Here is a 26,151-nt window from a genome sequence, read left to right as displayed (position 1 = left end):
GGATGCGGCGAATGATGACCGCGCACGGGGCATTTTGGCGGCCTGCCAAGCGCATCCTTCCGAAACTGTCCGCACCGGCTGGTACATCTTTAACTGCCGGCAGGCACCGGACGGCGGCGGGATATCGTTGGGGGGACCCCGCCGCCGGCCGGGTTGGCAGCTGCCGTACTTGTGCAAGGAGGCACCGTGTTTCTGCTCGACTCCGACGCCGCCGGGGCTGACCGGGACCTGGTCTACACGGCCACCGACCTGGTCACCGCCGCCCAGTGCGAGTACCAGTTGCTGCGCAAGCTGGACGAGAAGCTGGGCCGCTCCCCGGTGCCGGACTTCGGCCGGGACGAGATGCTCGAGCGCACTGCGGCGCTGGGCGATGTGCACGAGCACCGCGTCCTGCAGCAGTTCCGCAACGCTTTCGGCTCCGGCGTGGTGGAGATCGCCGAGACCCGCAGTTACACGCGCGAAGACCTCTTGGCCAAGCATGCCGAATCCATTGCGGCGCTGCAGTCCGGCGCGGACGTGGTGTTCCAGGCCTCCTTCTTTGACGGCGGATTCCATGGCCGGTCGGATTTTTTGGTCAAGACCCAGCACGACGGCGGTGCCCCGGCTTACGCCGTCTACGACACCAAGCTGGCCCGCCACGCCAAGGTCACCGCGCTGCTGCAGCTGGCCGCCTACGGGGACCAGCTCCTCCAGGCCGGCATCAGCGCGGCTCCGACGGTGACGCTGGTGCTCGGCGACGGCCGGCACAGCGACCACAGCCTGACCGACCTGCTGCCGGTCTTCCGCGAACGCCGCGGCCGTTTCCTGGACCTGGTCGCCGCACACCGCGGGCAGCCCGCGGCGGTCCGCTGGGGAGACGAACGGGTTAGGGCCTGCGGCCGCTGCGACTACTGCGCCGAACAGGTTGAGCTGCACCGCGATCTCCTGCTGGTGGCGAACATGAGCACGGTACGCCGCCGCAAACTCCATTCGGCGGGAATCCGCACGATCGACCAACTGGCCGCGCTGGAATTGCCGGCCGGCGAATCGTCGACCGGCGCGCTGGCCCGATTGCGCGACCAGGCGCGCATGCAGACCGGCACCGCGGAGCCGGACGGCAGGGTCACCTTCCGCAAGGACGGTGACGAACACACCGTGGCGTACCGCGTGCTGGAACAGCACACCTTGGTCCGGTTGCCCGAGCCGGACCCGGGCGACATCTTCTTCGACTTCGAGGGCGACCCGCTCTGGCAGGACGAGGACGCGGTCTGGGGGCTGGAGTACCTGTTCGGCGTGGTGGAGAACCCTCCGGCGGGTGGCGGCCCCGCACCGTTCAAACCCTTCTGGGCGCACAGCCGCTCCGGTGAACGAAAAGCGCTGGCGGATTTTTTGGACTACGTGTCCGAACGGCGCCGCAACCACCCAGGCTTGCACATTTACCACTACGCCAACTACGAGAAGGCCGCCCTGCGCCGGCTGTCGTTGCAGCATCTGGTCGGCGAAGAGGCTGTGGATGAACTGTTGCGCGAGGGCGTGCTGGTTGACCTCTACGACACGGTCAGGCACAGCCTGCGGATTTCGGAGAACTCCTACAGCATCAAGAAACTGGAACCGCTCTACATGGGCAATAACCTGCGCTCCGGCGACGTGACGGACGCCGGTGCATCCGTCGTGGCGTACGCGCAGTACTGCGCCGCCCGGGACGCGGGCGATGACTCCGAAGCCGACACGATCCTCAAGAGCATTGCGGACTACAACGAGTACGACTGCCTGTCCACGCTGGAATTGCGCAACTGGCTGCTGGGGCTGGCCGCCGAACGCGGAGTTGTCCAGGGACAGGCAGCGGAGTCCGCTCCTGCCCTCCCGGCGGGAACAGCCGCTGACGACGGCAAACCGGTCCTGCCGCAGGAACAGCGGCTGCTGGACTACGTGGCGGCAGCCGCCGCCGAGGCCGCCTCACGAGGCGAGGAGCTGTCCGCGGACGAACAGGCGGTTGCCATGGTCGCGGCGTCCGTCGGCTACCACCGGCGCGAAGCGAAGCAGTTCTGGTGGGCACATTTTGACCGGCTGGATGCCCCGGTCGAGGACTGGGCCGACGTGCGCGACGTCTTCACTGTCGATTCCGTCCGCGTGGTTACCGAATGGGCGAAGCCGACCTCCCGCAGCAACCCGGTCCGCGTTCTCGCGCTGACCGGCCGGCTGGCTCCCGGTTCCACCATTAAGGAAGGCAGCCTGCTCTGCCGCCTCTACAACCAGCCGTACCCGGCCTTTCTCTGCGATCAGAAAGACGGCGTCAACCACCGTGCCTACAGCTTCGGCGCCGAGGTGCTGGAACTGGGGGCGGACGGCGGGAAGGACATGCTGGTCATCAAGGAGCGGTTGCCGCGCGGCGCCGACCCGTACACCGAGTTCCCGGTGGCGCTGACACCCGATCAGCCGGTGCCCACTACATCCATCCGTCAGGCTCTGGCCGATTTAGCGGCCGCCGTTGCCGGCACGCTGCCGAACTTCCCCGCCGAACCGGCGCTGGATCTGCTGCGACGGCGGCCGCCTCGGCTGGCAACGCTGGCTCAACTGCCCGCAGTCCAGGGCCACCCGGACGGTTACGTTGATGCGATCACCGCCGCCGTCGCCGATTTGCAGGACTCCTACCTGGCGGTTCAGGGGCCGCCGGGCACCGGCAAGACCTACGTCGGGTCGCACGCCGTCGCCCGGCTGGTGGCACTGGGCTGGAAAGTCGGCGTGGTCGGCCAGTCGCATGCCGTGGTGGACAACATGCTGCGCGCCGCCATCGAAAAGGCCGGTGTGCCGCCGGAATTGGTTGCCAAAAAACCGAACGGCGACCATGACCTTCCCTGGCCCAACCGAAGCACCACAGATGTGACCCGGTTGCTAGAGTCGCCGGGAGGTGCGCTGATCGGCGGCACGGCGTGGACCATGACCGGTTCGGCGGTCCCGCCCAAGTCGCTGGATCTGCTGGTCATTGACGAAGCCGGCCAGTTCTCGCTGGCGAACACCCTGGCCGTTTCCCGCGCGGCCAAGCGACTGCTGCTGCTCGGCGATCCGCAGCAACTGCCGCAAGTCACCCAGGGCACGCACCCGGAACCGGTGGACGAATCCGCCCTCGGTTGGCTCTCTGCAGGTCATGCCACCTTGCCGCCGGAGCTGGGCTACTTCCTCGCCCGGAGCTGGCGCATGCATCCGGACCTTTGCCGGGCAGTGTCAGTCCTGGCCTACGACGGGCGGCTCGAATCGGCACCCGCTGCCGCCGCGCGGCACCTGACGGGAGCCATGGCCGGAGTGGAGTGCGTCTACGTTGACCATCAGGGCAACGCCACGTCGTCACCGGAGGAAGCCGCCGAGGTGCTGGCCCAGGTCCGCAGGCATGTGGGTCTGCCCTGGCGCGAAGATGGCACAGCGAAGCCCCGCCCGCTGGCCGGTGCGGACATCCTGGTGGTGGCACCGTACAACGCCCAGGTCCAGCTGATCCGCTCGGTACTCGATGACGCTGGCCTGCCGGACGTGAGGGTCGGCACGGTAGACAAGTTCCAGGGCCAGGAAGCGCCCGTCGTGATCGTTTCCACCGCTGTGTCCGCGGCTGCCGAAGCTCCGCGCGGGATGGAATTCGTGCTGAACCGGAACCGCAACAACGTGGCGGTCTCGCGGGGACAGTGGCGCGCGGTCATCGTTCGCTCCCGAGCGCTCACCGACTACCTGCCGGCGCGGCCCGCCGGCCTTGAGGAACTCGGTGCCTTCGCCGGGCTCTGCGACTGCCCTGCTTAAATCGACCTCGGCTTGAATTGACCTCAGCTTGGCCCGCGGGCCAGAGGTGAAACGGGTCGGAAGGCCAAACTGCCCCGGCATGCTGCGGATGTCGTGCTACGTTACGGGCGAAATCCGCTACGGTGCCGGGCCCGAACATGCTTGAATGAGAAGCGGCAGCCCGGCGGGCCAACCACCCCGTTGCCCGTGCCGGCTGGAAGTGTGCACGTAGTAGTTTACGCACAGTAATTCCGACGAGAAGAGGAAGAACATGAGCAAGTACGAACTGCCCGAGCTCGACTATGATTACGCAGCCCTGGAGCCGCATATCTCGGCCCGGATCATGGAGCTGCACCACTCCAAGCACCACGCCACCTACGTGGCCGGCGCGAACACCGCACTGGAGCAGCTGGCCGACGCCCGTTCCAAGGGCGAGTTCGGCAACGTGCCGAAGCTGTCCAAGGACCTGGCCTTCCACCTCGGCGGGCACACCAACCACTCGATCTTCTGGAAGAACCTCTCCCCGGAAGGCGGCGACAAGCCCACCGGCGAGCTGGCCTCGGCGATCGATGAGTACTTCGGTTCCTTCGACGCGTTCCGCGGCCACTTCGGCGCCGCAGCGCTGAGCCTGCAGGGCTCGGGCTGGGCCGTGCTGGCCTACGAACCGCTGGGCGGCAACCTGGTCATCGAACAGCTCTACGACCAGCAGGGCAACATCCCGGTGGGCACCATCCCGCTGCTGATGCTGGACATGTGGGAGCACGCCTTCTACCTGGACTACGTCAACGTCAAGGCCGACTACGTCAAGGCGTTCTGGAACATCGTCAACTGGGCCGACGTCGCCGCCCGCTTCGACGCCGCCCGCACCGGCGCTTCCGCACTGATCACCCCCGCCAAGTAACACCGGCCTGCCGTGCCACTGCACGGCGATTGACCCTGCAGGCACCGCCGTTGGCCGGACACCCGGCTGAACGGCGGTGCCTCGCCGCTTAATCCGCTGCTGCCCCACCCGACGGGCGGCAGAAGACGGCCCCGACTCTTTCCAGTCCGGTGCCCCAGTGTTCCCCCAAAGGCTTCCCTTCTTCTACGGAACTGTAGAAGATAGCGGCATGATGTTTGAACATGACGACCCGATCCTTGAGCTCACCGACGAGCAATCTTGGAAGCTGCTGGAGAACACCAAGCACGGACGCCTCGTCCTCACCGCCGCCGGCGAAACGGACATCTTTCCGATCAACTTTGTAGCCCGCGACGGCAGGCTGGTCCTGCGGACGGCGCCGGGCACCAAGTTGGCCGAGCTGACCATCAACGAACGGGTGCTGTTCGAGGCGGACGGCATCGGTAGCGGCGAAGCGTGGAGCGTGGTGGTCAAAGGCACCGCACGGGTGCTCCAGACCCAGGAGGAGATAGCGGCTGCCGAGGCGCTGCCGGTCGAGACCTGGATTCCCACCCTCAAGGACTTCTATGTGGAGGTGAAGCCGGCAAGCATCAGCGGCCGGCACTTCAAGTTTGGCGAGCAGCCCGAACGCTTTTAGCAACACGAAAGGCCCGGTCCGGGGCGCGACGCGGCGTTGGTGCGCCGGGGACGATCCCTGACCGAGCCCTCGTCGGGCTCAGTGTTGGACGCTGACTCAGTGGCCGACGCTGGCGAGGATCTCCTCGAAGCTCTTGGACTCGACGCCGCCGCGGCCGCGCTCGGTCACCGGCGCGCCCTGCACCAGATCAACCAGTTCGGCAGCCGCGCGGTCGGAACGCTCGGACAGTCCGCTGGTTCCGGCCTCGCCCGCACCCCAGTCTTCCGGTGCGGCGAAGACGGTGGTCTGCACGGTCCGCGCCCGCAGGTAGCTGAACAGCGGGCGGACAGCGTAGTCCAGCGCCAGCGAGTGCCGGGCGCTGCCGCCGGTGGCACCCATCAGCACCGGCTTGCCGGCGAGCGCGCGCGGCTCAACCACATCGAAGAAGGACTTGAACAGGCCGCTGTAGGAAGCGCTGAAGACCGGGGTCACTACGATGAGCGCATCCGCTGCAACCGTCGCCTTGAGCACCTCATCCAGCTTCGGCGCCGCGTAACCGGTCACCATGTTGTTGGCGATATCGACCGCATAGTCTCGCAACTCCACCATCTGGATCTCGGCTTCAACACCCTGCAGACGGAACTGGTCCGCCGTGGAAGCAGCCAACTGGTCGGCCAGCATCCGGCTGGAGGACGGTACGCCGAGTCCGGCTGAAATGACTACGATCTTACGTTCTGACACTGCGGCTCTCCTTGATAGTCCATGCAATCGCATCTACAGGGAAAACCGATGTCTGCTCCGGTTTATTCCGGCCACCCGCGACCTCGTTCTCACGGCCCTGCTCGGCGGCGGTTGTGGCTTGGACTCGCGGGGACATCGCAGCGGAGCGGCCCGGCCCCGACCGCGGCCCGAATGGGCGGGCGGCCACCGGAGCAGGAACCGGGCGGAGCGGTTGCCGCCTCGGGAACGGCCGCGTCGGGAACGGCTGGGGCTGTGCCCGCGTCGGGAACGGATGCGTCAGGAACCGGCTGCACGGCCGGCAGCGCGGCCGCTGAAGAGGCAGCCGCCCAGGAAGGTTCCTTCCAGCGAGCGGTAGCCGTGCATGCCGCCGCCGCCAAACCCCGCCGCCTCCCCGGCTGCATAGAGTCCGGGAACCGGCTGCCCGTGCGCTGTCAGCACCCGTGACTGCAGATCCGTTTCCAGGCCGCCGAGCGTCTTGCGGGTCAGCACCGACAACCGCACTGCAATGAGCGGCCCGGCATCGGGATCCAGCAGTCGATGCGGCTTGGCCGTGCGCACCAACTTGTCGCCCAGATAGCGTCTCGCCGCGCGGATGGCCATCAGCTGCGCGTCCTTGCCGTAGGCATTGCCCACCTCGCGGTCCCGCGCCTGAATCTCGGCCTCAACCACGGCCGGGTCCAGCATCGGCCCGTCCCGGTCTTCGCTGAATGCCGGCAGCACGGGTTCGGCCGGTGTCATGGTGTCTTCAGACCCGCCCGGCGCGTCTGCGACCGCGGCCGATCCATCCGGTTCGCCGAGCGGATGCTTCCTGACCAGCTCGTTCATTTTGGCCACCAACTCCGGCACGGTGTCCGCCTGCAGGAAGTCCACACCGTGGTCCAGAAAGGCCTGCACCGGGCCGGGCACGTCCGTGGTCGCCCGCTTGAGTACTTCCTTCACCGACTTTCCGGTCAGGTCCGGATTCTGCTCCGAACCGGAGAGCGCAAACTCCTTCTCGATGATCTTCTTGTTCAGGATGAACCAGCTGTAGTCGTGTCCGGTGGAGCGCAGGTGCGCCAGCGTGCCCAGGGTGTCGAACCCGGGAAACAGCGGCGCCGGCAGCCGCTGTCCGGTTGCATCCAGCCAGAGCGAGCTGGGACCGGGCAGAATCCGAATGCCGTGCCGGGCCCACACCGGATCCCAGTTCCGGATGCCCTCCACGTAGTGCCACATCCGGTCCGGGTTGATCACCCGGCCACCGGCCGCCTGCGCAATGCCGAGCATCCGACCGTCCACGTATTCGGGTACACCGGCGACCATGTGGCCCGGCGGCGTGCCCAGGCGCTGCGGCCAGTTCCGCCGCACCGCGTCCAGGTCCGCACCGATGCCGCCGGAGGTCACCACGACGGCGCCGGCCGGGTATTCGAAATCCCCCACCACGGTGCGTGAGGACGCGTGGCCGCGCTCCGCCGTCGTCGATTCCAAAATGCTGCCGCGCACCCCGGTGACCGCGCCGTCTTGCGTCAGCAGCCCGTCCACCCGATGGCGGAAGGCGAAGGTGACCAGTCCGGCGTCGGCGGCTTCCCGCACGCGGCGCGCGAACAGTTCCACGAGGCCGGGACCGGTCCCCCACGTGATGTGGAAGCGGGGCACCGAGTTGCCGGGTCCGCTCGCCTCGTAGCCGCCGCGTTCGGCCCAACCCACCACCGGGAAGATCCGGTGCCCGCGCTCGCGCAGCCACGCCCGCTTCTCGCCCGCGGCGAAGTTCACGTAGGCCTCGGCCCAGCGGCGCGGCCAGTAGTCCTCCGGCCGGTCGAAGCCGGCGGTGCCCAGCCAGTCCTGCCAGGCCAGCTCTACCGAATCCTTGACACCCAGCCGGCGCTGCTCCGGCGAATCCACTAGAAACAGGCCGCCGAAGCTCCACCAGGCCTGGCCGCCCAGGTTGGCCTCCGATTCCTGCTCCACCAGCAGCACATGGCGCCCGGCCTCGGTCAACTCGGCGGTGGCCACCAGGCCGGAGAGCCCGGCACCCACCACGATGACATCCGCGCCCACCATCCGGCCTGCCGCTGTGTTCGCACCCATGGGGTCCACCCTTGCGGATCGGGTGCGGAGCCACAAGGGGGCCGGGCGGAATCGCTGCGTCGAGGACGCGGAGATGCAGCCCTAGCCAGCCCTGCGCCTCGAGGGCTACGGTGGCACCTATCCACCCGTGGCTCCGGTCCGGATCAGAGAGGATCCTCCATGAGCAGCACTCGAGCGGTCGCTGACCAGGAAACCGGCACGGTCGAAGCGATGGGCTGCGACAGGGTGCCGATCGCCAAGGCGGTCAACGCGACAGCCCTTCCTCTGGGGGATGCACCGAAGGGCCACGCGACCTTCGGCACCGAAGCCGCCGCCACCTACGTGCTCAGTCCCAACGATTACATCCACTAGGACCGCCCGCGGCCTTCGATCAAGGAGCAACCATGCACACCGTCACTCTGGAAGATGCGCGCCGGGTCATTGCCGCCGCGGAGGCCAAGGCCGCGGAGATCGGCCAGCCCATGAACATTGCCGTGGCCGACGCCGGCGGAAACCTGGTCTCGCATGTGCGGATGGATGGAGCGTGGCTGGGCAGCATCGACATCTCGATCAACAAGGCCTTCACATCCCGGGCCTTCGACATCCAGACCAAGGACCTGGGCGACAATTCCCAGCCGGGCAATCAGTTCTACGGGATCCACGCCAGCAACCACGGCCGGATCATGATCTTCGCCGGTGGCATTCCACTCTCCCGGGACGGCCAGGTGGTGGGATCGATCGGCGTTAGCGGCGGCTCCGGCGAGCAGGACCAGTCGGTGGCCGAGGCCGGAGCGGCCGCGTTGTAGGCCGGGCTGGTGGGCCGGGCTGGTGGGCCGAGGAATTCACAGGGTGCCTCGGCTAACCTGATGGCGGATTGACTCGCGGAGCTGGGGGACTTCGGGTGGGGAGATGTCTGAACTTGGGATGATTTACTGGTCGCGGCGGATCACGCTGTGGGCCTTCGTCGCTGCCTTGGCGTGGCTGGCCTATGCGGTGGTCTCGGCCATCCTGGGTACCGGCCTGCTACAGGGGATCCGGCAGCTTCTCATGGGCGACGGCGCCGAAGCGCTGGTCCGGGCGGCGTGGCCCGTGCTGGGCTGGATCGGTCCGCCGGTCCTCGCGTTGGTGGCGGTGGCCGTTGTTGCACGAATCCGGCGCTCCCGCGATGTGCGCCGCCGGGATCCGCTGCGCAAATTTAACCGGGAGCAACGCCGCGAAGGGTTGGCACGAGCCGGCGGCCAGTGCGAACTGGAGGTTGCGCGGCGCCGCCGTTGCCCCAACCCGGCCACCACCGGCGACCATTTCTTCCCGTGGAAGAAGGGCGGGTCCACCGTGATGACCAATTTCGTGGCGGCCTGCGCGAGCTGCGACCGGAGCAAGGGCACCTCGATTCCCTCGCCGAAGTCCCGTCAGCGGCTGGAAGAACGGCGCCACAGCTACTTTCCGGCCGGCGTTCCGGTACAGGCCGGCGAGCGCAATGAGATCTCCGGCCGAACGCAGACCGCGGCCTGGTTGATGGGGTGAGCGGCCAGATGACGGCAATGAGCGGCTTGTATGGCGGCCGGATCACGGTTGGTCGTTGGAGCGACTCCGGGACCACCGGCACTTCCCCGTGACAAGGAACACGGATAACGAAGTTGTAACGCCGCGTGTCGCTCCAGTAAATTGGATGCAGTTCCTACTATGAAGGTAGGCCCGGTCCGCCCGTCGAACCCTGCCGGCGGACCATAAGATATCGAGCTTTATGTCGAAGGCAGGGGCGGAGGAACCACGTACGGTGCTTGGGGGCACCATGGGGTGAAGTCCTCAGAGGCAAGCCGGCTTCCCGCGGCTATGCCGGCAGGACCGAGTGAGCTCTCGCTCGAATCCGACAGCTAACTTCGCAGGCGCATGAGAGGAATCCCTGTGAACACTCCTGTCCGCGGTCGTCGCCGTTCCGACACCCGTACGTCGCCCCTGTCCCTGATCTCCCGCTCTGCCGGAGAACCCGCTGGCCGCCGCCGCGCAGAAGCGCCCGCCGCGGCCCACTCGGTTGCCCGCAAGGCGGGCATTGCAGCCGCAACCGCCGGCATGCTGGCAGTGATTGCCATCCCGGTGGCCCATGCTGGCGACGCGAAAGAACTGGTTCGCACCGAACCCGTATCCAACATCAGTGCGGTCAGCGTCCAGGCTGCCAAGGGAGCCGACCTCCGGTTCGACCGGCCCTGGGCTGCCAGCAAGGCCGCCCAGGAAGAGACCAAGGTTGCCGCCGCGTCCGCCGAAAAGAAGAAGGCTGACGACGCTGCCAAGAAGGCCGCGGCCGATCAGAAGGCCGCCGCGGACAAGAAGGCAAAGGCCCAGGCGGCCGCCAAGAAGAAGGCGGCGGCCATCGCTGCCGCGAAAAAGGCCGATGCGGCCAAGGCCAAGACCGCCGGCTTCGCGACCGGCAGCCTGAAGGCCCCCATTCCGCATATGAAGCAGACCTCCGGCTTCGGCTACCGGTCGAATCCGATCACCGGCGCGGCCGGCGAACTGCATACCGGCATCGACTACGCGATGGGCTGCGGCACCCCGGTCAACGCTTCCGACGGCGGCAAGGTCGTTGAGGCAGGCTTCCAGGTGGGCGGCGGCGGAAACCGCATTGTGGTCCAGCACCGCGGAGGCCTGAAGACCACCTACAACCACCTGCAGTCGATCGGTGTTTCGCTGGGCCAAAAGGTCGCCCAGGGCGAGCGCATCGGCGAGCTGGGCACCACCGGCAACTCCACCGGCTGCCACCTGCACTTCGAGGTTGTGAAGGACGGCCAGACCGTGGATCCGGCCGGCTGGCTCTAAGCCCCAGCAACGACGGCGGAGCTTCCGCCACCTGACGGCGATGCCCACCTACGCGGTGGACGTCGCCGTCATTCGTTTAAAGCACGACGACGGCGCCCACCCGGCGGTTTCAAGGGGTGGACGCCGCCGTCGGTCGGTGTGGACCGGCCTCAAGCGGAGGGTTCAGGCGAAGGGCCGCGACGCCTGGTCCAAGGCGGAAACTTCCTCGGCGGTCAGATCCACGTCCGCGGCAGCCATCAGCTCCGGCAGCTGCTGGGGCGTCCGTGCGCTGGCCAGCGGCGCGGTGATGCCCGGCTTGCTGAGCAGCCAGGCGAGTGCCGTCGTCGTGATGGAGATCCCACGGGAGGAGGCGATGGTCTCCACGGCATCCACCACCGCGAAGCCTTTGGCGGTGAGGTAGTCCCCCACCATGCCGCCGCGCGGGCTAGCCTCGGCGTCATCGGTGCTGTGGTACTTGCCGGTCAGGAAGCCTGCGGCCAGGGAGAAGTAGGGGAATACCGAGAGATTGTGCTCCCGGGCCAGCGGCGCGTAACCCTGCTCGTAATCCTTGCGGGCCACCAGGTTGTAGTGCGGCTGCAGCGCCACCGGCAGCGCGAAGCCGTTTTGCAGGGCGATGCTGATCCACTCAGCGATCCGCTCCGGAGACAGGTTGGACAGACCGATCTGGCGGACCTTGCCCTCCTTCACCAAAGCGTCAAAGGCTGCGGCCGCCTCGATCAGCGGCGTGCCCTCGTCGTCGTGGTGGGCGTAGTAAAGGTCAATATGGTCCGTGCCCAGCCGCTGCAGCGAAGCCTCCGCGGCGGCAGCGATGTTCACCGCCGAGAGGCCCTGAAGCTCCGGGTGTCCACCGACTTTGGTGGCAATGACCATCGAATCGCGGTTCTTCCGCTCGGCCATCCAGCGGCCAATGATGTACTCGGACTCACCGCCGGTGTTTCCCGGAACCCAGGAGGAGTAACTGTCCGCGGTGTCGATGAAGTTGCCGCCGGCATCGGCGAAGGCATCCAGTACCTGCTGCGAGCCGGGCTCATCGGAGGTCCAGCCGAAGGTGTTGCCGCCCAAAGCGAGCGGGAAAATCTTGAGGTCCGAAGTGCCGATCAAGCGCATCGAGAGTCCTTTCGAAGGGAAGGGCAGCGGATCTTCGCCCGCCGCTACAGCGTTAAAGGATAGTGCGGCGGCTGCCGCTCCGGTCGCGAATGAGAGCGCAGTCACGCGCAAAACGTCACGTTTCTAGGGTCCGGGCCCCAGTCGAGCCGCCGAAACCGCCGGCGGCAGGCCTCCGGCTTGCCTGTCCGTGCAACCTAGACTTAAACCATGGCTGACTTGCTGACACCCCAGCAGCGCAGCGCCAATATGGCCAAGATCCGCGGCAAGAACACCAAACCGGAGTTGCTGGTCCGGAGGCTGCTGCATGCCAGGGGCTACCGCTATCGCCTGCATGGCAGCGCCGGGGGCCAGAAGCTGCCGGGCAAACCGGATCTGGTGTTCGCGGGGCGCCGCAAGGTCATCTTCGTCAACGGCTGCTTCTGGCACGCTCACGACTGCAGAGTCGGCCAGCATGCGCCGAAGTCCAACGCCGAGTTCTGGGATGCCAAACGCACCCGCACGGCCGCCCGGGACAGGATCCAGCAGGCGGCACTGCAGGAGGCGGGCTGGCAGGTCCTCACCGTGTGGGAGTGCGAATTCAAGAAGGTTGGCGACCTGGCCGCCTTGGCGGACCGACTGGTGGAGTTTTTGGACTGAAACGGCTGGGTGACCGGATACCGGGCCAGTTTTGGTTGCCGACGCGAAAGCGCCCCGCCCCGGTGGTTTCCACCAGGGCGGGGCGCTCCGCCATCGTTATTTTCTGCTCGACCCGCCGACGGCCGCGTCATGTTGGCCGGGGACCGCGTCGGGCTGCCCGCCGCCCGTGGGCTGGGCGCCCGTGGGGCCGGCTCCGTCAACTAGCGGGAGCGAACCGGTCATCACCGGTCCGGCGCCGCCGACCATGCCGGGTTCCACCGGGCTTGCTGTGGTCGGCTTGATGTCGATGGTGCGGCGCAGCGGCCGTTCCTTGATGAACAGCACCGCAATCAGCGCCACAACCGCGATGACGGCGGACAGTTGGAAGATCAGGGCCGTGCCGTCCCCATAGGCAGACCGCATGATCTCTGCGGCCGCGGGAGGCAGGGCCGCGAAGTCCAGCGTGGCACCGGCACCGTCTCCGGAGACCGGGATGCCCGCGTCCCGCATGCCGGCGGTGGCCAGGGTATTGACCCGGCCGGCGAGCACGGCGCCGAGCACCGAGACGCCGATGGCGCCGCCGAAGGAGCGGAAGAACGCCACGGAGGCGCTGGCCGCGCCGATGTCCTTGGCCCGCACGGTGTTCTGCACGCCGAGCACCAGGTTCTGCATCAGCAGGCCCATGCCCATGCCGAGCAGCAGCAGGAAGGTGCCGGCCAGCCACAGCGATGTTTGGTGATCCATCATGCCGGCCAGACCGGTTCCGCTGATCACCAGGATGGCCCCGATGACCAGGAAGCGCTTCCATTTGCCATAGCGGGTAATCAGCTGCCCGGAGACTGTGGCGCCGATCAGGTTGCCGGCAACCATGGGCAGCATCAGCAAGCCAGCTTCGGTCGGCGTCGCGCCGCGGGCCACTTGGAAGTACTGGCCGACGAACGTGGCGGAGCCGAACATCGCCACCCCCACGGAGATGGAAGCGATGATGGACAGCGCCGTGGTGCGCTCGGTGATGATCTTCAGCGGGATGATCGGCTGGGCAGCCTTGGACTCCACCCACACCAACACCACCAGAAGCAGGACGCCGATGCCCACCATCAGCGCACTGGTCCCGGAGAGCCACGCGTAGTGGCCGGGCTGGCCGGCGAAGGAGACCCAGATCAGCAGGATGGAGACGCCGGCTGTGAGCAGCACGGAGCCGAGCCAGTCGATCTTCACCTGACGGCGCACGTGGCTCAGCTTCAACGTCTTCTGCAGCATGAGTAGCGCGATCACGGCCAACGGGACGCAGACGAAGAAGGTCCAGCGCCAGCCCAACGGGCTGTCCACGATGAAGCCGCCCAGCAGCGGGCCACCGGCTGTTGCCACGGCCATGACGGCACCCATGTAGCCGGCGTAGCGTCCGCGTTCGCGCGGCGGAATAACGGTGCCGATGATGGCTTGGACCAGCGCGGTCAGGCCACCCATCGCGATACCTTGGACCACCCGCGCGGTCAGCAACGTGGTCATGTCCGGGGCAAATCCAGCCAGCACGGAGCCGGCCACAAAAATGACGATGGAGAGCTGGACCAACAGCTTCTTGTTGTACAGGTCGGCGAATTTGCCCCAGATCGGTGTGGTGGCCGCATTCGCCAGCAACGCCGCGGTGACCACCCAGGCGAAATCGGTCTGGGTGCCGTGCAGGTCGGCGATGATGGTGGGCAGCGCGTTGCCCACGATGGTGCTGGACAGCATCGCGGTGAACAGGGCTGCGAGCAGGCCGGTGAGGACCTGCAGGATCTGCTTGTGGCTCATCAGGTCGCCGTCGGCGGAGGTCCGCTTGGCGGGCGCGTGTTCGGCATCTGCCCGTTCGGCGGGAGAGTTGCCCGGCAGCGGGCGCTCCTTGAGCAGCACGTCCGAGGCCTGGTTTGGTTCAGTAGATTCGTTCACCGGGTCAGACTCCTGCGGGTTCGTAGCGGTGGGTTCCCGGCTTCGTTGACAGGATCGAGGTGTGGAGGGCCTCGGCCAGGCGGCCGACGGCGGTGATGGCGGCTTGGGCTTCGTCCTCCGACCAGTCGCCAAGCATGCCCTGCATAAGGGAAGCCCGGCGGATCGCCTCGGCCCGCATGCTGGCTTCGCCGGCCTCGGAAAGCGAGATCAGCGATGCCCTGCCGTCGTCGGGATGCGGTCTCCGCAACACGAAACCTGACGCCTCAAGGTCCGCGATGTGCCGGCTGAGGGCCGCCGGACCGATGCCCAGCTTGGCCGCCAACTCAGTGGCACGCAGCTCCCCCGCTTCGCCAATGATCCGCATCACGCCCTGCAGCGCGAAGCCCGGGCCGGACGGATCCGCCATGTGGTGCGTCGCGGCACGCAGGGACCGCTGCAGGGAAAAGACGCAGGCCACCAGCTCTTGGGCGGTTTCAGTTTCGACAGCCACGGCACACCTCATTCTTATACTTGCCTAAAGCAACTATAACTCCAACTAGTTGTCTCGGCAAACTAAATGAATGGGATCTGGCACACACCCTCACCGCATCGAAGAGTCAGCAGCCGGCCTTCTCGGGTCTGAGAAGGCCGGCTGCTGATACCTCGATTGGGCTGCCGGACCGGCCCACGCCGGCCCTGCCGCGGGTCAGTTGTCCAGATGCGTGGGCGCGAACATCTTGAGCAGGGTCTCCACGACGACGACGTTCGGGCCCTCGGCGGCGAAGCTCTCCTCAAGCGCAGTGCGGATACCCTCGGGCGCTACCCTCCGGGCGGGCACGCCAAAGGACTCCGCTAAGGCGACGAAGTCGGGCCGGGCCAGCTCCGTGGCCGTGGCCTGGCCGAAGGCACCTTCCATGTACTCGCGCAGGATGCCGTAACCGCCGTCGTCCACAATCAGCCAGGTCACCGGCAGGTTGTGCTGGCGCACAGTGGCCAGTTCGCTGATCGAATACATGGCCGACCCGTCCCCGGAGACGGCCAGCACCCGGGCCGGCTTTCCCTGGCTGGCCAGGCCCACACTGCCGCCGATGGCGCCGGGGAAACCGAACCCGAGGCCGCCGGCACCCTGGGCGGAATGGAACTGGCCCTGGCGCGAGTCCCAGCAACTCCAGGCCCAGTAGGCCGAAATGGTCATGTCCCAGAAGGTCTGCATGGCGTCCGGGACGGCCGCGCGGATATCGGCCATGAAGGCCCGCTCCTTGGCCAGGTCCTGACTGTCCAGCCGGGCCTGAACCTTGGCCAGCGTGTCCTTGACCAGCTGCTCGGGGGTCTGACCGTGCCAGTCCGGCCGGTTCCGCAGCTCGCCGGAGAGGGCGTCGTCGAGGGCGTGCAGCGCCTGGCCGGCGTCGGCGCGGATGCCCAGCGCCGGACCGTTGGACTCGAGCACGCGAGGTTCGGCGTCGATCTGGATGATCCGGCCGCGCGGCTCCATGGTGAAGTAGTTGCTGGTCACCTCGCCCAGCGACGAACCCACCACCACCAGGACGTCGGCCTCTTCAAGGACGTCGGTGACATACCGGTCCTCCACCCAGGACTGCAGCGACAGTTCGTGATTCCACGGGAACGCACCGTTGCCGCCCGGAGAGCAAACCACCGGCGCATGCAGTTTCTCCGCGACGGAGAGCAGCCACGGTTCGGCTTTACCCCGCCGGGCGCCGCCGCCGGCGATGATCGCCGGCCGCTTGGCTTCGGTGAGCCAACGCACCGCTTCCTTGACCAGTTCGGTCCGCGGCGGGTTGTCGAACGCTTCGGCCAGCGCATCCTCCACCGGCGGCACCATGATGGGATCCAGCAGGACATTCTGCGGCACCTCCACCCAGACCGGCCCCTGCGGCGAGGAGATGGCCTCGGTCCAGGCATCCTGGATGGCGGACGGAATGCCGGAGGCGTGCTGGATCAGCCGCTGGCTCTTAGTGACATTTGCGGCCGAGGCCTTCTGGTCGTCGAGTTGGTGCAGCATGCCCTTGCGGCGGGCGCCGAGGCCTTCCAACGGGATCTGGCTGGCGATCACCACCATCGGCACCCCCGTGGCGTAGGCTTCCTGCAGCCCGGCCAGCGAGGTCAGCGCACCGGGGCCCGTGGAGAGGAACAGCACGCCAACATCGCCGGTGGCACGGGAGAACCCGTCGGCGGCAAAAGCCGAGTTGTTCTCCACTCGGGAGGAGACGAAATGAAGCGGCGACCTGGACAAAGCGTCAAACAGGCCCAAGGCATGCTGCCCCGGAATGCCGAACACCGTCGTCGCGCCCAAAGCACTGAGAGTTTCGACGACGAGGTCCCCGCCGTTGCGCACGGCCGGTTTGGAAGGCCCGGCGTGGGCCGCGCCGGCGCCGGGAAGGGCCCCGCTCTTCGGTGCCGTCACTCGAAGGACTCCTGGTCCGACTCGATGTCCTGCGGCTGCGACGGCCGCGGGGCCGCCAGCGCCTGCGCGTCGTAACCATTGCGGGAGCCGCCGCCTACTGCGTTGTCGGCCATCAAAGAGACGAGTTCGTAGGCCACATGGCTGCCGGCCACCCCGGTGATTTCGGCGTGATCGTATGCCGGCGCCACTTCCACCACATCGGCGCCGATGAGGTTCATGCCGCGGAAGCCGCGGATGATTTCCAGCAGTTCGCGACTGCTGATGCCGCCAGCTTCCGGGGTGCCGGTGCCGGGCGCATGGGCCGGGTCCAGCACGTCGATGTCGATGGAGATATAGAGCGGGGTGTTGCCGATCCGGTCGCGCAGCTTGGCCACTACTTCCCGGACGCCTTGGTAGTAAACGTCGGCACTGGTGACGATGCCGAAGCCGAAGCGGTGGTCGTCGTCGAGGTCCTTCTTGCCGTAAAGCGGGCCTCGGGTGCCCACATGGCAGATGGATTCGGTATCCAGGATGCCTTCCTCCACCGCGCGGCGGAACGGCGTGCCGTGCGTGTATTCGGCGCCGAAGTAGGTGTCCCAGGTGTCCAGGTGCGCATCGAAGTGCAGCATGGCCACCGGCCCGCCGGCGCGCTCGGCAGCCGCCCGCAGCAGAGGCAGGGCAATGGTGTGGTCGCCGCCAATCGTGACCAGCTTGGTGCCGGAGGCGGTCAGGTCCAGCGCGTTCTGCTGAATGGTTTCGATGGCCTCGTTGATGTTGAACGGGTTGACGGCCATGTCGCCGGCGTCCGCCACTTGGACCGCTTCGAACGGGCTGATGTCCCAGGCAGGGTTATACGGGCGCAGCAGCCGCGAGGCCTCGCGCACATGGTTGGCGCCAAAGCGGGCACCCGGGCGATAAGAAACGCCCGAATCGAAGGGAACACCGACGACGGCGATGTCCGCCTGTTGTACTTGATCCAAGCGGGGCAGCCGGGCGAAGGTGGCGGCGCCGGCGTAGCGCGGAATCCGGGATGAGTCGATCGGACCGAGGTGCCCGTTGGCTTCAATACGAAGCTCTTCCATGGTTCTCCTTCGATGCGGCGGACGGCGCGGGATGCGCGGCGCAGCCCGGCGCGGGGCAAGGTTGCCCTATGTGCAACATCTGTTGCCTGAAATGGTATTTGTGGCACCGGTAACAGTCAAGGTTGCCGGTGCGGCGCGCGCGGTTCGGGCGTGCACGCAGGCGCGCACCATGAACGGCACAGCGCAGCGGTCAGGGGACCGCCGGCACAGCGAGTCAACGAGCCACCGGCGCAGCGCGGCGGGTCAGGAGTCGCTCGTGCAGCGCCAACTAACGGGCGGCGGCGGGAACCAACGTCCAGGTGACGATGGCTTCTTCGTCGGTCTCGTTGATCCAGGTGTGTGGCTCGCGGCCGGAAAAGGAAATGGTGTCGCCCGCGGCAAGCTCGTAGCGTTCGGACGTGAAAACCAGCGTGATGCGGCCGGCAATCACATGCAGGACATCCACGTCGCAGTCCACCGCGTAGAGGTCGGTTTCGCCACGGCCTCGCGGTGCGATCACGGCGCGGATGATCTGGAGCCGGCGCTCGTGCCGGGCGGTCAGCAGTTCCTCCTTGATACCTTCGCCGCCCAGACTGATCCGCGGCCCCTTCCCTGCGCGCGTGAGCTGCGTTTCCGGCATGGAGAAGAGGTCGCCGATGGAGATGGACAGCACCTGGCACAAGGTGACGAGCGACGCGACCGACGGCGAGGTCAGGTCCCGCTCCACCCGGCTGAGGAAGCCCTTGGTGAGCCCCGTAGAGTCAGCCACCTGCTCGATGGTCATCCGCTGACCCTGGCGGGCTGCACGGATCCGAGACCCGATGGCCACCGGGTCATTGCTGGGTTCGACGGGCAGTGCCTTCACTAGACATCCTTCTCGGGCCGAGGTGGTGGGAGCAGGTAGGCAGCGACCGGGATAGACCGGCGCCGCGGGCGGCCGAAGTCGACGTGCCACAGACCACAAATAGCTTAACACTCAACACTTGTTGCCTGCTGGGCAAGTAGGGGTCTTTCCGCCGTTACGGTGTTCTCCGCTCGATGCCTTGCCGAACCGCCCGGGCCTATCCACGGCGCTAGCTCGCGAGCCTAAGATCGTGGTGTGGACATCGAGGAAACCATCCTTCCGGGCGTCGGCATCCGCTATGACTTCACCGCCAATTCCGGGGTCAGACTCGCTCTGGTTATTGACCGGGAGGGCGGGGCCGACCTGTTCACGTTCGACGAGGCCGATCCGGACCGGGCGGTCAGCCGCCTCCAGCTGGAACCGGAAGAAGCGTCACAGCTCGCAGAACTTCTCGGCGCCCCGCGGATAACCCAGCGCTTCGCCCAGCTCTCCAAGGAAATACCGGGGCTGGAAACCAGACGCATCACCGTTGGACCGGATTCGCCCTACGCGGGCCACCCCCTGGGCGACACCAAGGCCAGAACACGAACGGGCTGCTCCATTGTGGCGGTCATCCGCGGCGAATCAGTGATCACCGCGCCGACTCCACAGCAGCGCCTGCTGTCCCACGACGTCCTCATCGCCGTGGGCGGAGCCGACGGGCTGTCCGCTCTTGAAGCACTGATCAGCCCACCGCCAACCGGATAGCCGTCCGCCGCCGTGCAGCATCTCTCGCTTCTACTCATCGAACTGGGGATTCTGTTCGCCGTCCTGTCCGGGCTCGGTCTGCTCGCGCACCGGCTCGGCCTTTCACCAATTCCGTTTTACCTGCTGTCCGGGCTGCTCTTCGGCGAGGGCCGGCTGCTGCCGGTGAACGCGGCGGGCCCCTTCGTGGAGGCCGGAGCGGAGATCGGCGTCATTCTTTTGCTGCTCCTGCTCGGGCTCGAATTCTCGGCGACCGAACTGATGCACAGTCTCCAACGGCACCGAAGCTCTGGCCTGGTGGATTTCCTCTTGAACGCTGTGCCCGGGTTCCTTTTCGGACTGCTGCTGGGACTGCCTTGGCAGGCGGCCTTGGCCCTGAGCGGGGTTATCTGGGTCTCCTCTTCGGGCATCATCGCCCGGCTGCTCGATGATCTCGGACGCTTGGGGAACAGGGAGACTCCGGCTGTCCTGTCGGTGCTGGTACTGGAGGACATTGCGATGGCCTTGTACCTGCCGATGCTCGTGGTATTCCTCTCCGGCGGCGGGGCCTGGCAGGCAGCTGGCGGCGTTGCCCTGGCGCTTGGTGCTGTCTCCCTGATCCTGGCCGCGGCGCACAAGGCGGGGCATAGGGTGGGGCGTCTGCTCTCCCACCCGAAGGACGAACAGGTCATGCTGCGGCTGCTGGGCATTGCGCTGGTGGTGGCCGGGATCGCCGAAGGAGTAGGAGCCGGAGCGGCCGTCGGTTCCTTTTTGGTGGGTATCGCGATTCCGCAGAGTTTCGCGGACCGCGCACGGCAGATCCTGAGCCCGTTACGTGACCTCTTCGCGGCGTTTTTCTTCCTGACCTTTGGTCTGTCGATCAGTCTGGCCGATGTCTTGCCGATCCTGCCCGCGGTGCTGCTGCTGGCGGTTGTCACCACCGCCACCAAGATCGGCAGCGGCTGGTATGCGGCGGGGAAGGAGGGAGTCCAACTCCGCGGACGGTTGCGGGCGGGGGCCGCGCTGACGACCCGTGGCGAGTTTTCCGTGATCATCGCCGGGCTGGCTGTTTCAGCCGGCTACACGGCGGTCGGACCCTTGGCTGCTGCCTATGTTCTGATTCTGGCCGTGGCCGGCCCCGTCCTGACCCGGTTCATTGACAGCTGGACAGACCCGAACCGGCGTAAACGCGCGCATTAGGAACCTGAGGCGTCGCCGCTGGCTGAGAGGCCTGCTCGCCCCGACCAGCTACAATGGAGGTTGCGAAGGGGAGTAGCTCCACCGCCGCGCGGCTTGCGCGCAAGGGCGTGGAGGCCTGTCGACATACTGGCCAGCATGAGCGGCCCGGCAGTCCACCTGGGCGCACGAAAAGGCACGACCTGATCCTGCGCATAGGCGAGCGAGACCTTCGGTCAGTTGATTGTTAACTGACCGGAGATCATCGAACCGTCTCCGGTCCGACTCAGGAGCAACGTGACAACGAGCCCCGATCCAGCCGGCCCCGCCCCTCTGGACCCCCACTCCGACGGCCAAGCAACGCCGTCGAAATCCGACATCAGGCTATGGCGCCGCTATTTGGCCGACGAACGTGCCGAAGCCGCCATCTACCGTGACTTGGCCCAGCGCCGCGACGGCGAAGAACGCGAGATCCTGCTCGCCCTGGCCGAGGCGGAAGGCCGGCACGAAAAGCACTGGCGCGACCTGCTGGGCGAGCACGGCGACCAACGGCTCCGTCCGTCGTTCCGCCGCACCGTGCTGCGTTTCCTGGCCCGCCGCTTCGGCTCGGTGTTCGTGTTGGCCCTGGCACAACGGGCCGAGAGCCGCTCCCCGTACGCCACCGAACCCGCCGCCACCGAGGCCATGGCCGCCGACGAACTGATCCACGAAGAGGTCATCCGCGGCCTGGCCACCCGCGGCCGGGCACGGCTCTCCGGCAACTTCCGAGCCGCGGTCTTCGGCGCCAACGACGGCCTGGTCTCCAACCTGGCGTTGATCATGGGCATCGGAGCCACCGGCGTATCGAGCGGGTTCATCCTGTTCAGCGGCTTCGCCGGACTGCTGGCCGGCGCGCTCTCCATGGGTGCCGGCGAATACGTGTCAGTCCGCTCCCAGCGGGAACTGCTCTCCGCCACCCGGCCCACCCAGATCACACTGCAGGCTGCACCGGACCTGGACCTGAAGGCCAATGAGCTGGTGCTGGTGTACCGCGCCCGCGGCATGACCTTGGAAGCGGCCGAGCACCGCGCCGCCGAACGAATGGGCTATCTGGACTGCGACTGTGATCCGAGCCTGTCGCTGCAAGCGCCGGAGTCCTACGCGAACGACTATCAGGAGATCGGCACCGGCTGGAATGCCGCCGTGTCCAGCTTCCTGTTCTTCTCCTCCGGCGCGCTGATCCCGATCCTGCCGTACATCTTCGGCCTGCAGGGCACAGCAGCCGTGGTGGTCGCACTGATTCTGGTCGGCCTGGCGCTTTTGGTGACCGGTGGCATCGTTGGATTGCTCTCCGGTGCTTCACCGGTCAAGCGTGCCTTGCGGCAACTGGCGATCGGTTTCGGCGCCGCGCTGGCCACCTACCTGTTGGGCTCGTTGTTCGGCACCGGCGCAGCCTGACACCTCGGCCCTGGCCGGCCAGTTCATCTGCCGGCCATCTGGCAGACACCTACCGTTTGTCCCAAGGCTTGGTTACTCTGAGGCGAGCGGGGCAACGAGGCTCCCGCTGTCCGCCATGCGAGGGGGACCATGGGCTGGCCGCCGACAGACGGCCCGGGCGAGGCGCCGGGTCCCAGCTGGCCCGCGCCCAGATCCCGGACCGGACGGGTGCCGCAGTGGGCCCAGGCCGATTCCGACGGACGCCAGCGCCCTGATGCCGCCACGGAACAGCCGGATGTCTGGGTCAACCCGACCGCGCGGCAGGGCCCGGTTCCGTGGCAGCTGCCCGTCCGGCCACTGCCGTCGGCGCGGCACATCTCGGTCACGCGGCCGGAGCTGAAGCCCAGCGGCGGTCCGTCACCGTTCGGCAAGCTGATGCTGCTTGCCGCCATCGCTGCCTTGGTGGCTTGGGCCTTCGTCTGGCTTGCCCAGCCGCGGTTCGCATCGGCGGTGCAACCCAGCGAGGCGGCCCACGCCGCCCCGTTCGACGGCGGATCCACGGCCGAGGGCTTGGGCCACGGCGGGTTTCCGCCGTCGGGCGTCGACATCGCGGAGGCACCGCTGGGCCTTCCCGCGCCGCTGAACGAGGAGAGCAATTCGTATCGCTTCCTCGCCTCACCGACAGCGGGGCAGGACTACATCGCGTACGACCCCTGCCGTCCGATCCGTTACGTGGTCCGCACGACGGACTCCCCCGCCGGCGGCGCGGATCTGGTCCAGCAGGCGGTGCAACGCGTTTCCGATGCCACCGGCCTGCAGTTCATCTACGAGGGCACGACCACCGAGCGGCCCACCGAGCGACGCCCCTCCTACCAGCCCGACCGCTACGGCGAGCGCTGGGCTCCGGTGCTGATTGCCTGGTCCGACCCCGAACACAGCCCCGCGCTGGCCGGCCCGACCATTGGGCTGGGCGGAAGCGGCTGGGCCTCACGGGGTGGGGTTTCCGCGTATGTCTCCGGCCAGATAGAACTGGACACCCCGCAGTTCCGTCAGTTGCTCGGCTCCCCCGCCGGCAAAAATTCCGCCCGGGCCATCATCATGCACGAGCTGGGCCACCTGATTGGCTTGGACCACGTCGATGACCCCAACCAACTGATGTATGCACAGGCGTCCCACGACATCCTGGAATTTGCCGACGGGGACCTCTCCGGCCTCTCCTTGCTGGGCCAGGGCGAGTGTGTTCCCGAGCTTTAGGACGTCGCTGGAGGACGTTTAGGGCCTGGTGCATGCTCTTCTATAGCCGCGGGCCCGGGCTGCCGGAGCGGTTCCGGGGACGGGCACTCCGAGCGTGCCGCCACTGCCTGAGCGGCGGCACGCTGCGAGACGGATGCTGAGACGGATGCTACCGGCGGCCTGCTTCGGCTCCGCGCAGGTCCGTGTTCGCCGGATGGTTGCCCTCGGTCTCGGCGGTGATCATCACATTCCCCTCCGAAATGGCCTCCGGCATGACATCGGGTTCCAGCGTCGTGGCCAGCGGCTTTTCCACCACGAACAGGCAGAGCACGGTGGCGGCCAGGGCCAGCGGGACCATGTAGAGGAACAGCGGCATCAGCGCTTCGTTGTAGGACGCGACTATGACGTCATGCACGGGTGCCGGCAGGTGCTCCACCATGTCTGGCGTCAGCGAGTTGCCGCCGCCGGTGGCTGCGACCGCGGCAGACGGCAGCCGGTCGGTCAGCAGGTCGACGAGGCGGTGGGCGAACAGGCTGCCCACGACGGCCGAACCGAGCGTGGCGCCAATCTGGCGGAAGAAGTTGTTGGCCGCCGTCGCTGTGCCCACCTGCCGCAGCGGGAAGGAGTTCTGCACAATGAGCACCAAAATCTGCATGTTCAGGCCCAGGCCAAGACCAAGCAATCCCAGGTAGACGCAGAGCACCCAGACACCGGTATCCGCGTGAACAAAGCTCATCAGCAGCAGGGCAACCGCCACTATCGCGGAGCCAGCCATCGGCATCCACTTGTAGCGGCCGGTTTTGGACACCAGGACGCCGGAGATCATTGAGGAGGCCAGCAGCGCAGCCATCATCGGAATCATCAGCAGGCCGGCTGCGGTCGCAGTTACCCCGGTAGCCATCTGGAAGTAGGTGGGCATGTAGCCGAGCGCGCCGAACATGGCCACGGAGACAAACAGGCCCGCGATGGTGGTCATGATGAAATTGCGGTCGCGGAACATGGACATGGGAATGATGGGTTCGGCCGTCTTCCGCTCCACCAGCACAAACCCGACGGCGGCCAGCACGGTCCCGGCGATCAGCCCGATCATCATCGGATCCGACCAGGCATAGGTACTGCCGCCCCAGCTGCTCACCAGGACCAGTCCGGTGGTGGCGGCAGCCATCAGCAGCATGCCCCAGAAATCCAGCTTCGGCCGCACCGTGACCGGCCGCGACTTCAGGAAGAACAGCGCGCCAGCCAGTGCCAAGGCGCCCACGGGGAGATTGATCCAGAAAGCCCAGCGCCAACCCGGCCCCTCAGTGAACCAGCCGCCCAGCAGCGGGCCCACCACGGAAGCGAACGCGAAGACGCCGCCCATCGCGCCCATGTACTTGCCGCGCTCCCGTGCCGGGACCACGTCGGCGATGATGGCCTGCGACAGGATCATCAACCCGCCGCCACCCAGGCCCTGGACCACGCGGGAGGCAATCAGCCAGCCCATGTCCGGGGCCAGGGCACCGATCACGGAGCCGATCAAGAACACGATGATCGCGCCGACCAGCAGATACTTGCGCCCGATCTGGTCGCCCAGCTTGCCGTAAATCGGCATCATGATGGTGGCCGCCAAAATGTAGGCGGTGATCACCCAGAGCATCAGGTTGGCGCCGTTCAGTTCGCCCACGATGGTGGGCAATGCGGTTGCCAGGATGGTCTGGTTCAGGGCGGCCAGCAACATGGCCATCATCAGCGCAACGAATACCAGCAGCAGGTTGCCATGGCTGTGGCCATGCTGACCCGGCTGGGACGGTGCGGATGCCGCGGGGCGCTGTTGCGCCTGCAGGCTCTCTTTCTTCATTCGGATTCCTTCAGGACTGCGCGCAGCAGGGCCAAGCTATGCTCGAGCGCCTCGGTCTGCGATTCCAGGGTGGGTTGGGACATGGTCTTTTGAATGGCAAAGCGAAGCGCCGTGCCTGCCGTTAGCACGAGCATGCGGGCGGTGTCTTCCGCGGTGTACTGCCCACCGACGGGATGCGCGGCCAGAATCCGTTCAGCGTCCGCGAGCCGGTCGGACCCGGCGAGCAGTTCGGAGACAGCCGTGGTTACCAACTGCTCCACCTTGACCACGTACTGAACGCGGCGGTGCAGCAGGTGCGGATACTTCTGCATGATTCGGTGGCGGATCGCGTCGTCTCCCCCTTGAATGGAACGGGTTACCGCCAGCATCAGCTTGCCGACTTCGTCCAACAGGTTGGCGTGGACGTCGAATCCGGACAGCATGGCTTCGTCGAGCACAGGCTCACGAAGGCCCAGCACCGCGTCTTCCTTGCACGGGAAGTAGTTAAAGAACGTGCGCGGGGAAACCCCGGCGGCGTCGGCTACCCCGTCCACCGTGACGCTCTCAATTCCGTCTTCCAGCGCCACCTCGGCTGCGGCATCATGCAGCGCGGCCCAGCACTCGGCGCGCTTACGCTCACGCAAGGAATTTAGTTGACTCACCGAACCAGTGTGCCAGCGCGAGAAAACATTCACAAGTGCAAACTTGCACTCCTGCAAAAACTTAGACGAACATCACACCCGCTAGCGGGCCACGGCATAAGGCGAGAGGTATCGCTGACGAACGCGCCGGACGGGCCGCAGCCGGAAAGTGACGGCAGTCCATAAGCGCGCACCACCCAACCAGAAACGTGCTCAGTGGGATGGGCAGGTTTCATATGCGCGCATCACCCACCGAGGAACGCGCGTGTTTCAGAGGCTTGGGTGGCTTTTTCATCAGCACGCATCGCCGAACGTGCTGCATATGTCAGCACAGCGGTCGGAGGGATGGGTGGTTTC

22 protein-coding genes and 1 riboswitch are annotated in these 26,151 nt (G+C 66.9%); of the genes, 12 read left to right on the top strand and 10 right to left on the bottom strand.

What is annotated here, in order from left to right; genetic code table 11:
* The first annotated feature begins 186 nt into the window (after window positions 1-186).
* From ACWF5H_RS08760 to ACWF5H_RS08750, 3 genes are all read left to right on the top strand, one after another.
* Complete coding sequence (locus ACWF5H_RS08760) at window positions 187-3,762, top strand: TM0106 family RecB-like putative nuclease (protein ID WP_452036237.1); 3,576 nt, start codon at window positions 187-189, stop codon at window positions 3,760-3,762.
* 250 nt (window positions 3,763-4,012) lie between these two features.
* Window positions 4,013-4,642: a superoxide dismutase gene (locus ACWF5H_RS08755; protein ID WP_452036235.1), complete on the top strand. Its 630-nt coding sequence runs from the start codon at window positions 4,013-4,015 to the stop codon at window positions 4,640-4,642.
* A gap of 208 nt (window positions 4,643-4,850) precedes the next feature.
* Window positions 4,851-5,276 (top strand): pyridoxamine 5'-phosphate oxidase family protein, encoded by a 426-nt coding sequence (locus tag ACWF5H_RS08750; protein ID WP_364652456.1) that lies wholly within the window; start codon window positions 4,851-4,853, stop codon window positions 5,274-5,276.
* A 96-nt stretch (window positions 5,277-5,372) separates the two neighbouring features.
* Here ACWF5H_RS08750 and ACWF5H_RS08745 read toward each other — a convergent pair whose 3' ends face one another.
* Window positions 5,373-5,996: an FMN reductase gene (locus tag ACWF5H_RS08745; RefSeq protein WP_452036233.1), complete on the bottom strand. Its 624-nt coding sequence runs from the start codon at window positions 5,994-5,996 to the stop codon at window positions 5,373-5,375.
* A 276-nt stretch (window positions 5,997-6,272) separates the two neighbouring features.
* Window positions 6,273-8,060 carry an FAD-binding dehydrogenase gene (locus ACWF5H_RS08740; RefSeq protein ID WP_452036232.1) on the bottom strand — a complete coding sequence of 596 codons (1,788 nt, stop codon included), beginning with the start codon at window positions 8,058-8,060 and terminating at the stop codon, window positions 6,273-6,275.
* A 159-nt stretch (window positions 8,061-8,219) separates the two neighbouring features.
* Here ACWF5H_RS08740 and ACWF5H_RS08735 point away from each other — a divergent pair, with 159 nt between their 5' ends.
* The 4 genes from ACWF5H_RS08735 (at window position 8,220) to ACWF5H_RS08720 (ending at window position 10,853) form a co-directional block, all read left to right on the top strand.
* Entirely contained in the window at window positions 8,220-8,411 is a 192-nt protein-coding gene (locus tag ACWF5H_RS08735; protein ID WP_452036230.1) for a hypothetical protein, read from the top strand.
* 32 nt (window positions 8,412-8,443) lie between these two features.
* Window positions 8,444-8,845, top strand: coding sequence for a GlcG/HbpS family heme-binding protein (locus tag ACWF5H_RS08730; protein ID WP_364652453.1), 402 nt, complete (start codon window positions 8,444-8,446; stop codon window positions 8,843-8,845).
* A gap of 103 nt (window positions 8,846-8,948) precedes the next feature.
* Entirely contained in the window at window positions 8,949-9,563 is a 615-nt protein-coding gene (locus ACWF5H_RS08725) for an HNH endonuclease (RefSeq protein WP_452036229.1), read from the top strand.
* Between the two features lie 204 nt (window positions 9,564-9,767).
* A riboswitch (cyclic di-AMP (ydaO/yuaA leader) is annotated at window positions 9,768-9,941 on the top strand.
* Between the two features lie 3 nt (window positions 9,942-9,944).
* The gene (locus tag ACWF5H_RS08720; RefSeq protein ID WP_452036228.1) at window positions 9,945-10,853 is read left to right on the top strand and encodes a M23 family metallopeptidase; all 909 of its coding nucleotides are present in this window, start codon (window positions 9,945-9,947) and stop codon (window positions 10,851-10,853) included.
* 162 nt (window positions 10,854-11,015) lie between these two features.
* Here ACWF5H_RS08720 and ACWF5H_RS08715 read toward each other — a convergent pair whose 3' ends face one another.
* A complete protein-coding gene (locus ACWF5H_RS08715; RefSeq protein ID WP_452036717.1) occupies window positions 11,016-11,960 on the bottom strand; it encodes an aldo/keto reductase in 945 nt (314 codons plus the stop codon).
* Between the two features lie 207 nt (window positions 11,961-12,167).
* Between ACWF5H_RS08715 and ACWF5H_RS08710 the strand changes: the two genes are divergently transcribed.
* The gene (locus ACWF5H_RS08710) at window positions 12,168-12,596 is read left to right on the top strand and encodes a very short patch repair endonuclease (RefSeq protein WP_452036227.1); all 429 of its coding nucleotides are present in this window, start codon (window positions 12,168-12,170) and stop codon (window positions 12,594-12,596) included.
* A gap of 96 nt (window positions 12,597-12,692) precedes the next feature.
* Here the strand turns inward: ACWF5H_RS08710 and ACWF5H_RS08705 are convergent, their stop codons facing one another.
* The 5 genes from ACWF5H_RS08705 to ACWF5H_RS08685 form a co-directional block, all read right to left on the bottom strand.
* Entirely contained in the window at window positions 12,693-14,504 is a 1,812-nt protein-coding gene (locus ACWF5H_RS08705; protein ID WP_452036226.1) for an MFS transporter, read from the bottom strand.
* A gap of 4 nt (window positions 14,505-14,508) precedes the next feature.
* Complete coding sequence (locus ACWF5H_RS08700) at window positions 14,509-14,994, bottom strand: MarR family winged helix-turn-helix transcriptional regulator (RefSeq protein ID WP_452036224.1); 486 nt, start codon at window positions 14,992-14,994, stop codon at window positions 14,509-14,511.
* A gap of 195 nt (window positions 14,995-15,189) precedes the next feature.
* Window positions 15,190-16,836 (bottom strand): thiamine pyrophosphate-binding protein, encoded by a 1,647-nt coding sequence (locus tag ACWF5H_RS08695; RefSeq protein ID WP_452036716.1) that lies wholly within the window; start codon window positions 16,834-16,836, stop codon window positions 15,190-15,192.
* 65 nt (window positions 16,837-16,901) lie between these two features.
* Window positions 16,902-17,966, bottom strand: coding sequence for an agmatinase (gene speB, locus ACWF5H_RS08690; protein WP_452036223.1), 1,065 nt, complete (start codon window positions 17,964-17,966; stop codon window positions 16,902-16,904).
* Window positions 17,967-18,234: 268 nt separating this feature from the next.
* A complete protein-coding gene (locus tag ACWF5H_RS08685) occupies window positions 18,235-18,810 on the bottom strand; it encodes a helix-turn-helix domain-containing protein (protein ID WP_452036221.1) in 576 nt (191 codons plus the stop codon).
* 234 nt (window positions 18,811-19,044) lie between these two features.
* On the opposite strand from ACWF5H_RS08685, the gene ACWF5H_RS08680 reads away from it, so the two are divergent.
* From ACWF5H_RS08680 to ACWF5H_RS08665, 4 genes are all read left to right on the top strand, one after another.
* Window positions 19,045-19,536 (top strand): cation:proton antiporter regulatory subunit, encoded by a 492-nt coding sequence (locus tag ACWF5H_RS08680; protein ID WP_452036219.1) that lies wholly within the window; start codon window positions 19,045-19,047, stop codon window positions 19,534-19,536.
* Between the two features lie 12 nt (window positions 19,537-19,548).
* Entirely contained in the window at window positions 19,549-20,712 is a 1,164-nt protein-coding gene (locus ACWF5H_RS08675) for a cation:proton antiporter (RefSeq protein ID WP_452036217.1), read from the top strand.
* A 273-nt stretch (window positions 20,713-20,985) separates the two neighbouring features.
* Window positions 20,986-22,125 carry a VIT1/CCC1 transporter family protein gene (locus ACWF5H_RS08670; RefSeq protein WP_452036216.1) on the top strand — a complete coding sequence of 380 codons (1,140 nt, stop codon included), beginning with the start codon at window positions 20,986-20,988 and terminating at the stop codon, window positions 22,123-22,125.
* 129 nt (window positions 22,126-22,254) lie between these two features.
* Window positions 22,255-23,358 (top strand): matrixin family metalloprotease, encoded by a 1,104-nt coding sequence (locus tag ACWF5H_RS08665; protein WP_452036214.1) that lies wholly within the window; start codon window positions 22,255-22,257, stop codon window positions 23,356-23,358.
* A 148-nt stretch (window positions 23,359-23,506) separates the two neighbouring features.
* On the opposite strand, the gene ACWF5H_RS08660 is transcribed toward ACWF5H_RS08665, so the two are convergent.
* Window positions 23,507-25,174 carry an MDR family MFS transporter gene (locus ACWF5H_RS08660; RefSeq protein ID WP_452036212.1) on the bottom strand — a complete coding sequence of 556 codons (1,668 nt, stop codon included), beginning with the start codon at window positions 25,172-25,174 and terminating at the stop codon, window positions 23,507-23,509.
* Entirely contained in the window at window positions 25,171-25,797 is a 627-nt protein-coding gene (locus ACWF5H_RS08655) for a TetR/AcrR family transcriptional regulator (RefSeq protein WP_452036211.1), read from the bottom strand. The genes ACWF5H_RS08660 and ACWF5H_RS08655 overlap by 4 nt, the downstream gene beginning before the upstream one ends.
* Window positions 25,798-26,151: the final 354 nt, after the last annotated feature.

This window comes from Arthrobacter sp. NPDC055138, from assembly GCF_053607305.1.
The sequence above is the reverse complement of the archived record's forward strand: the minus strand, read 5'-3'. Positions and strand labels throughout refer to the sequence as shown.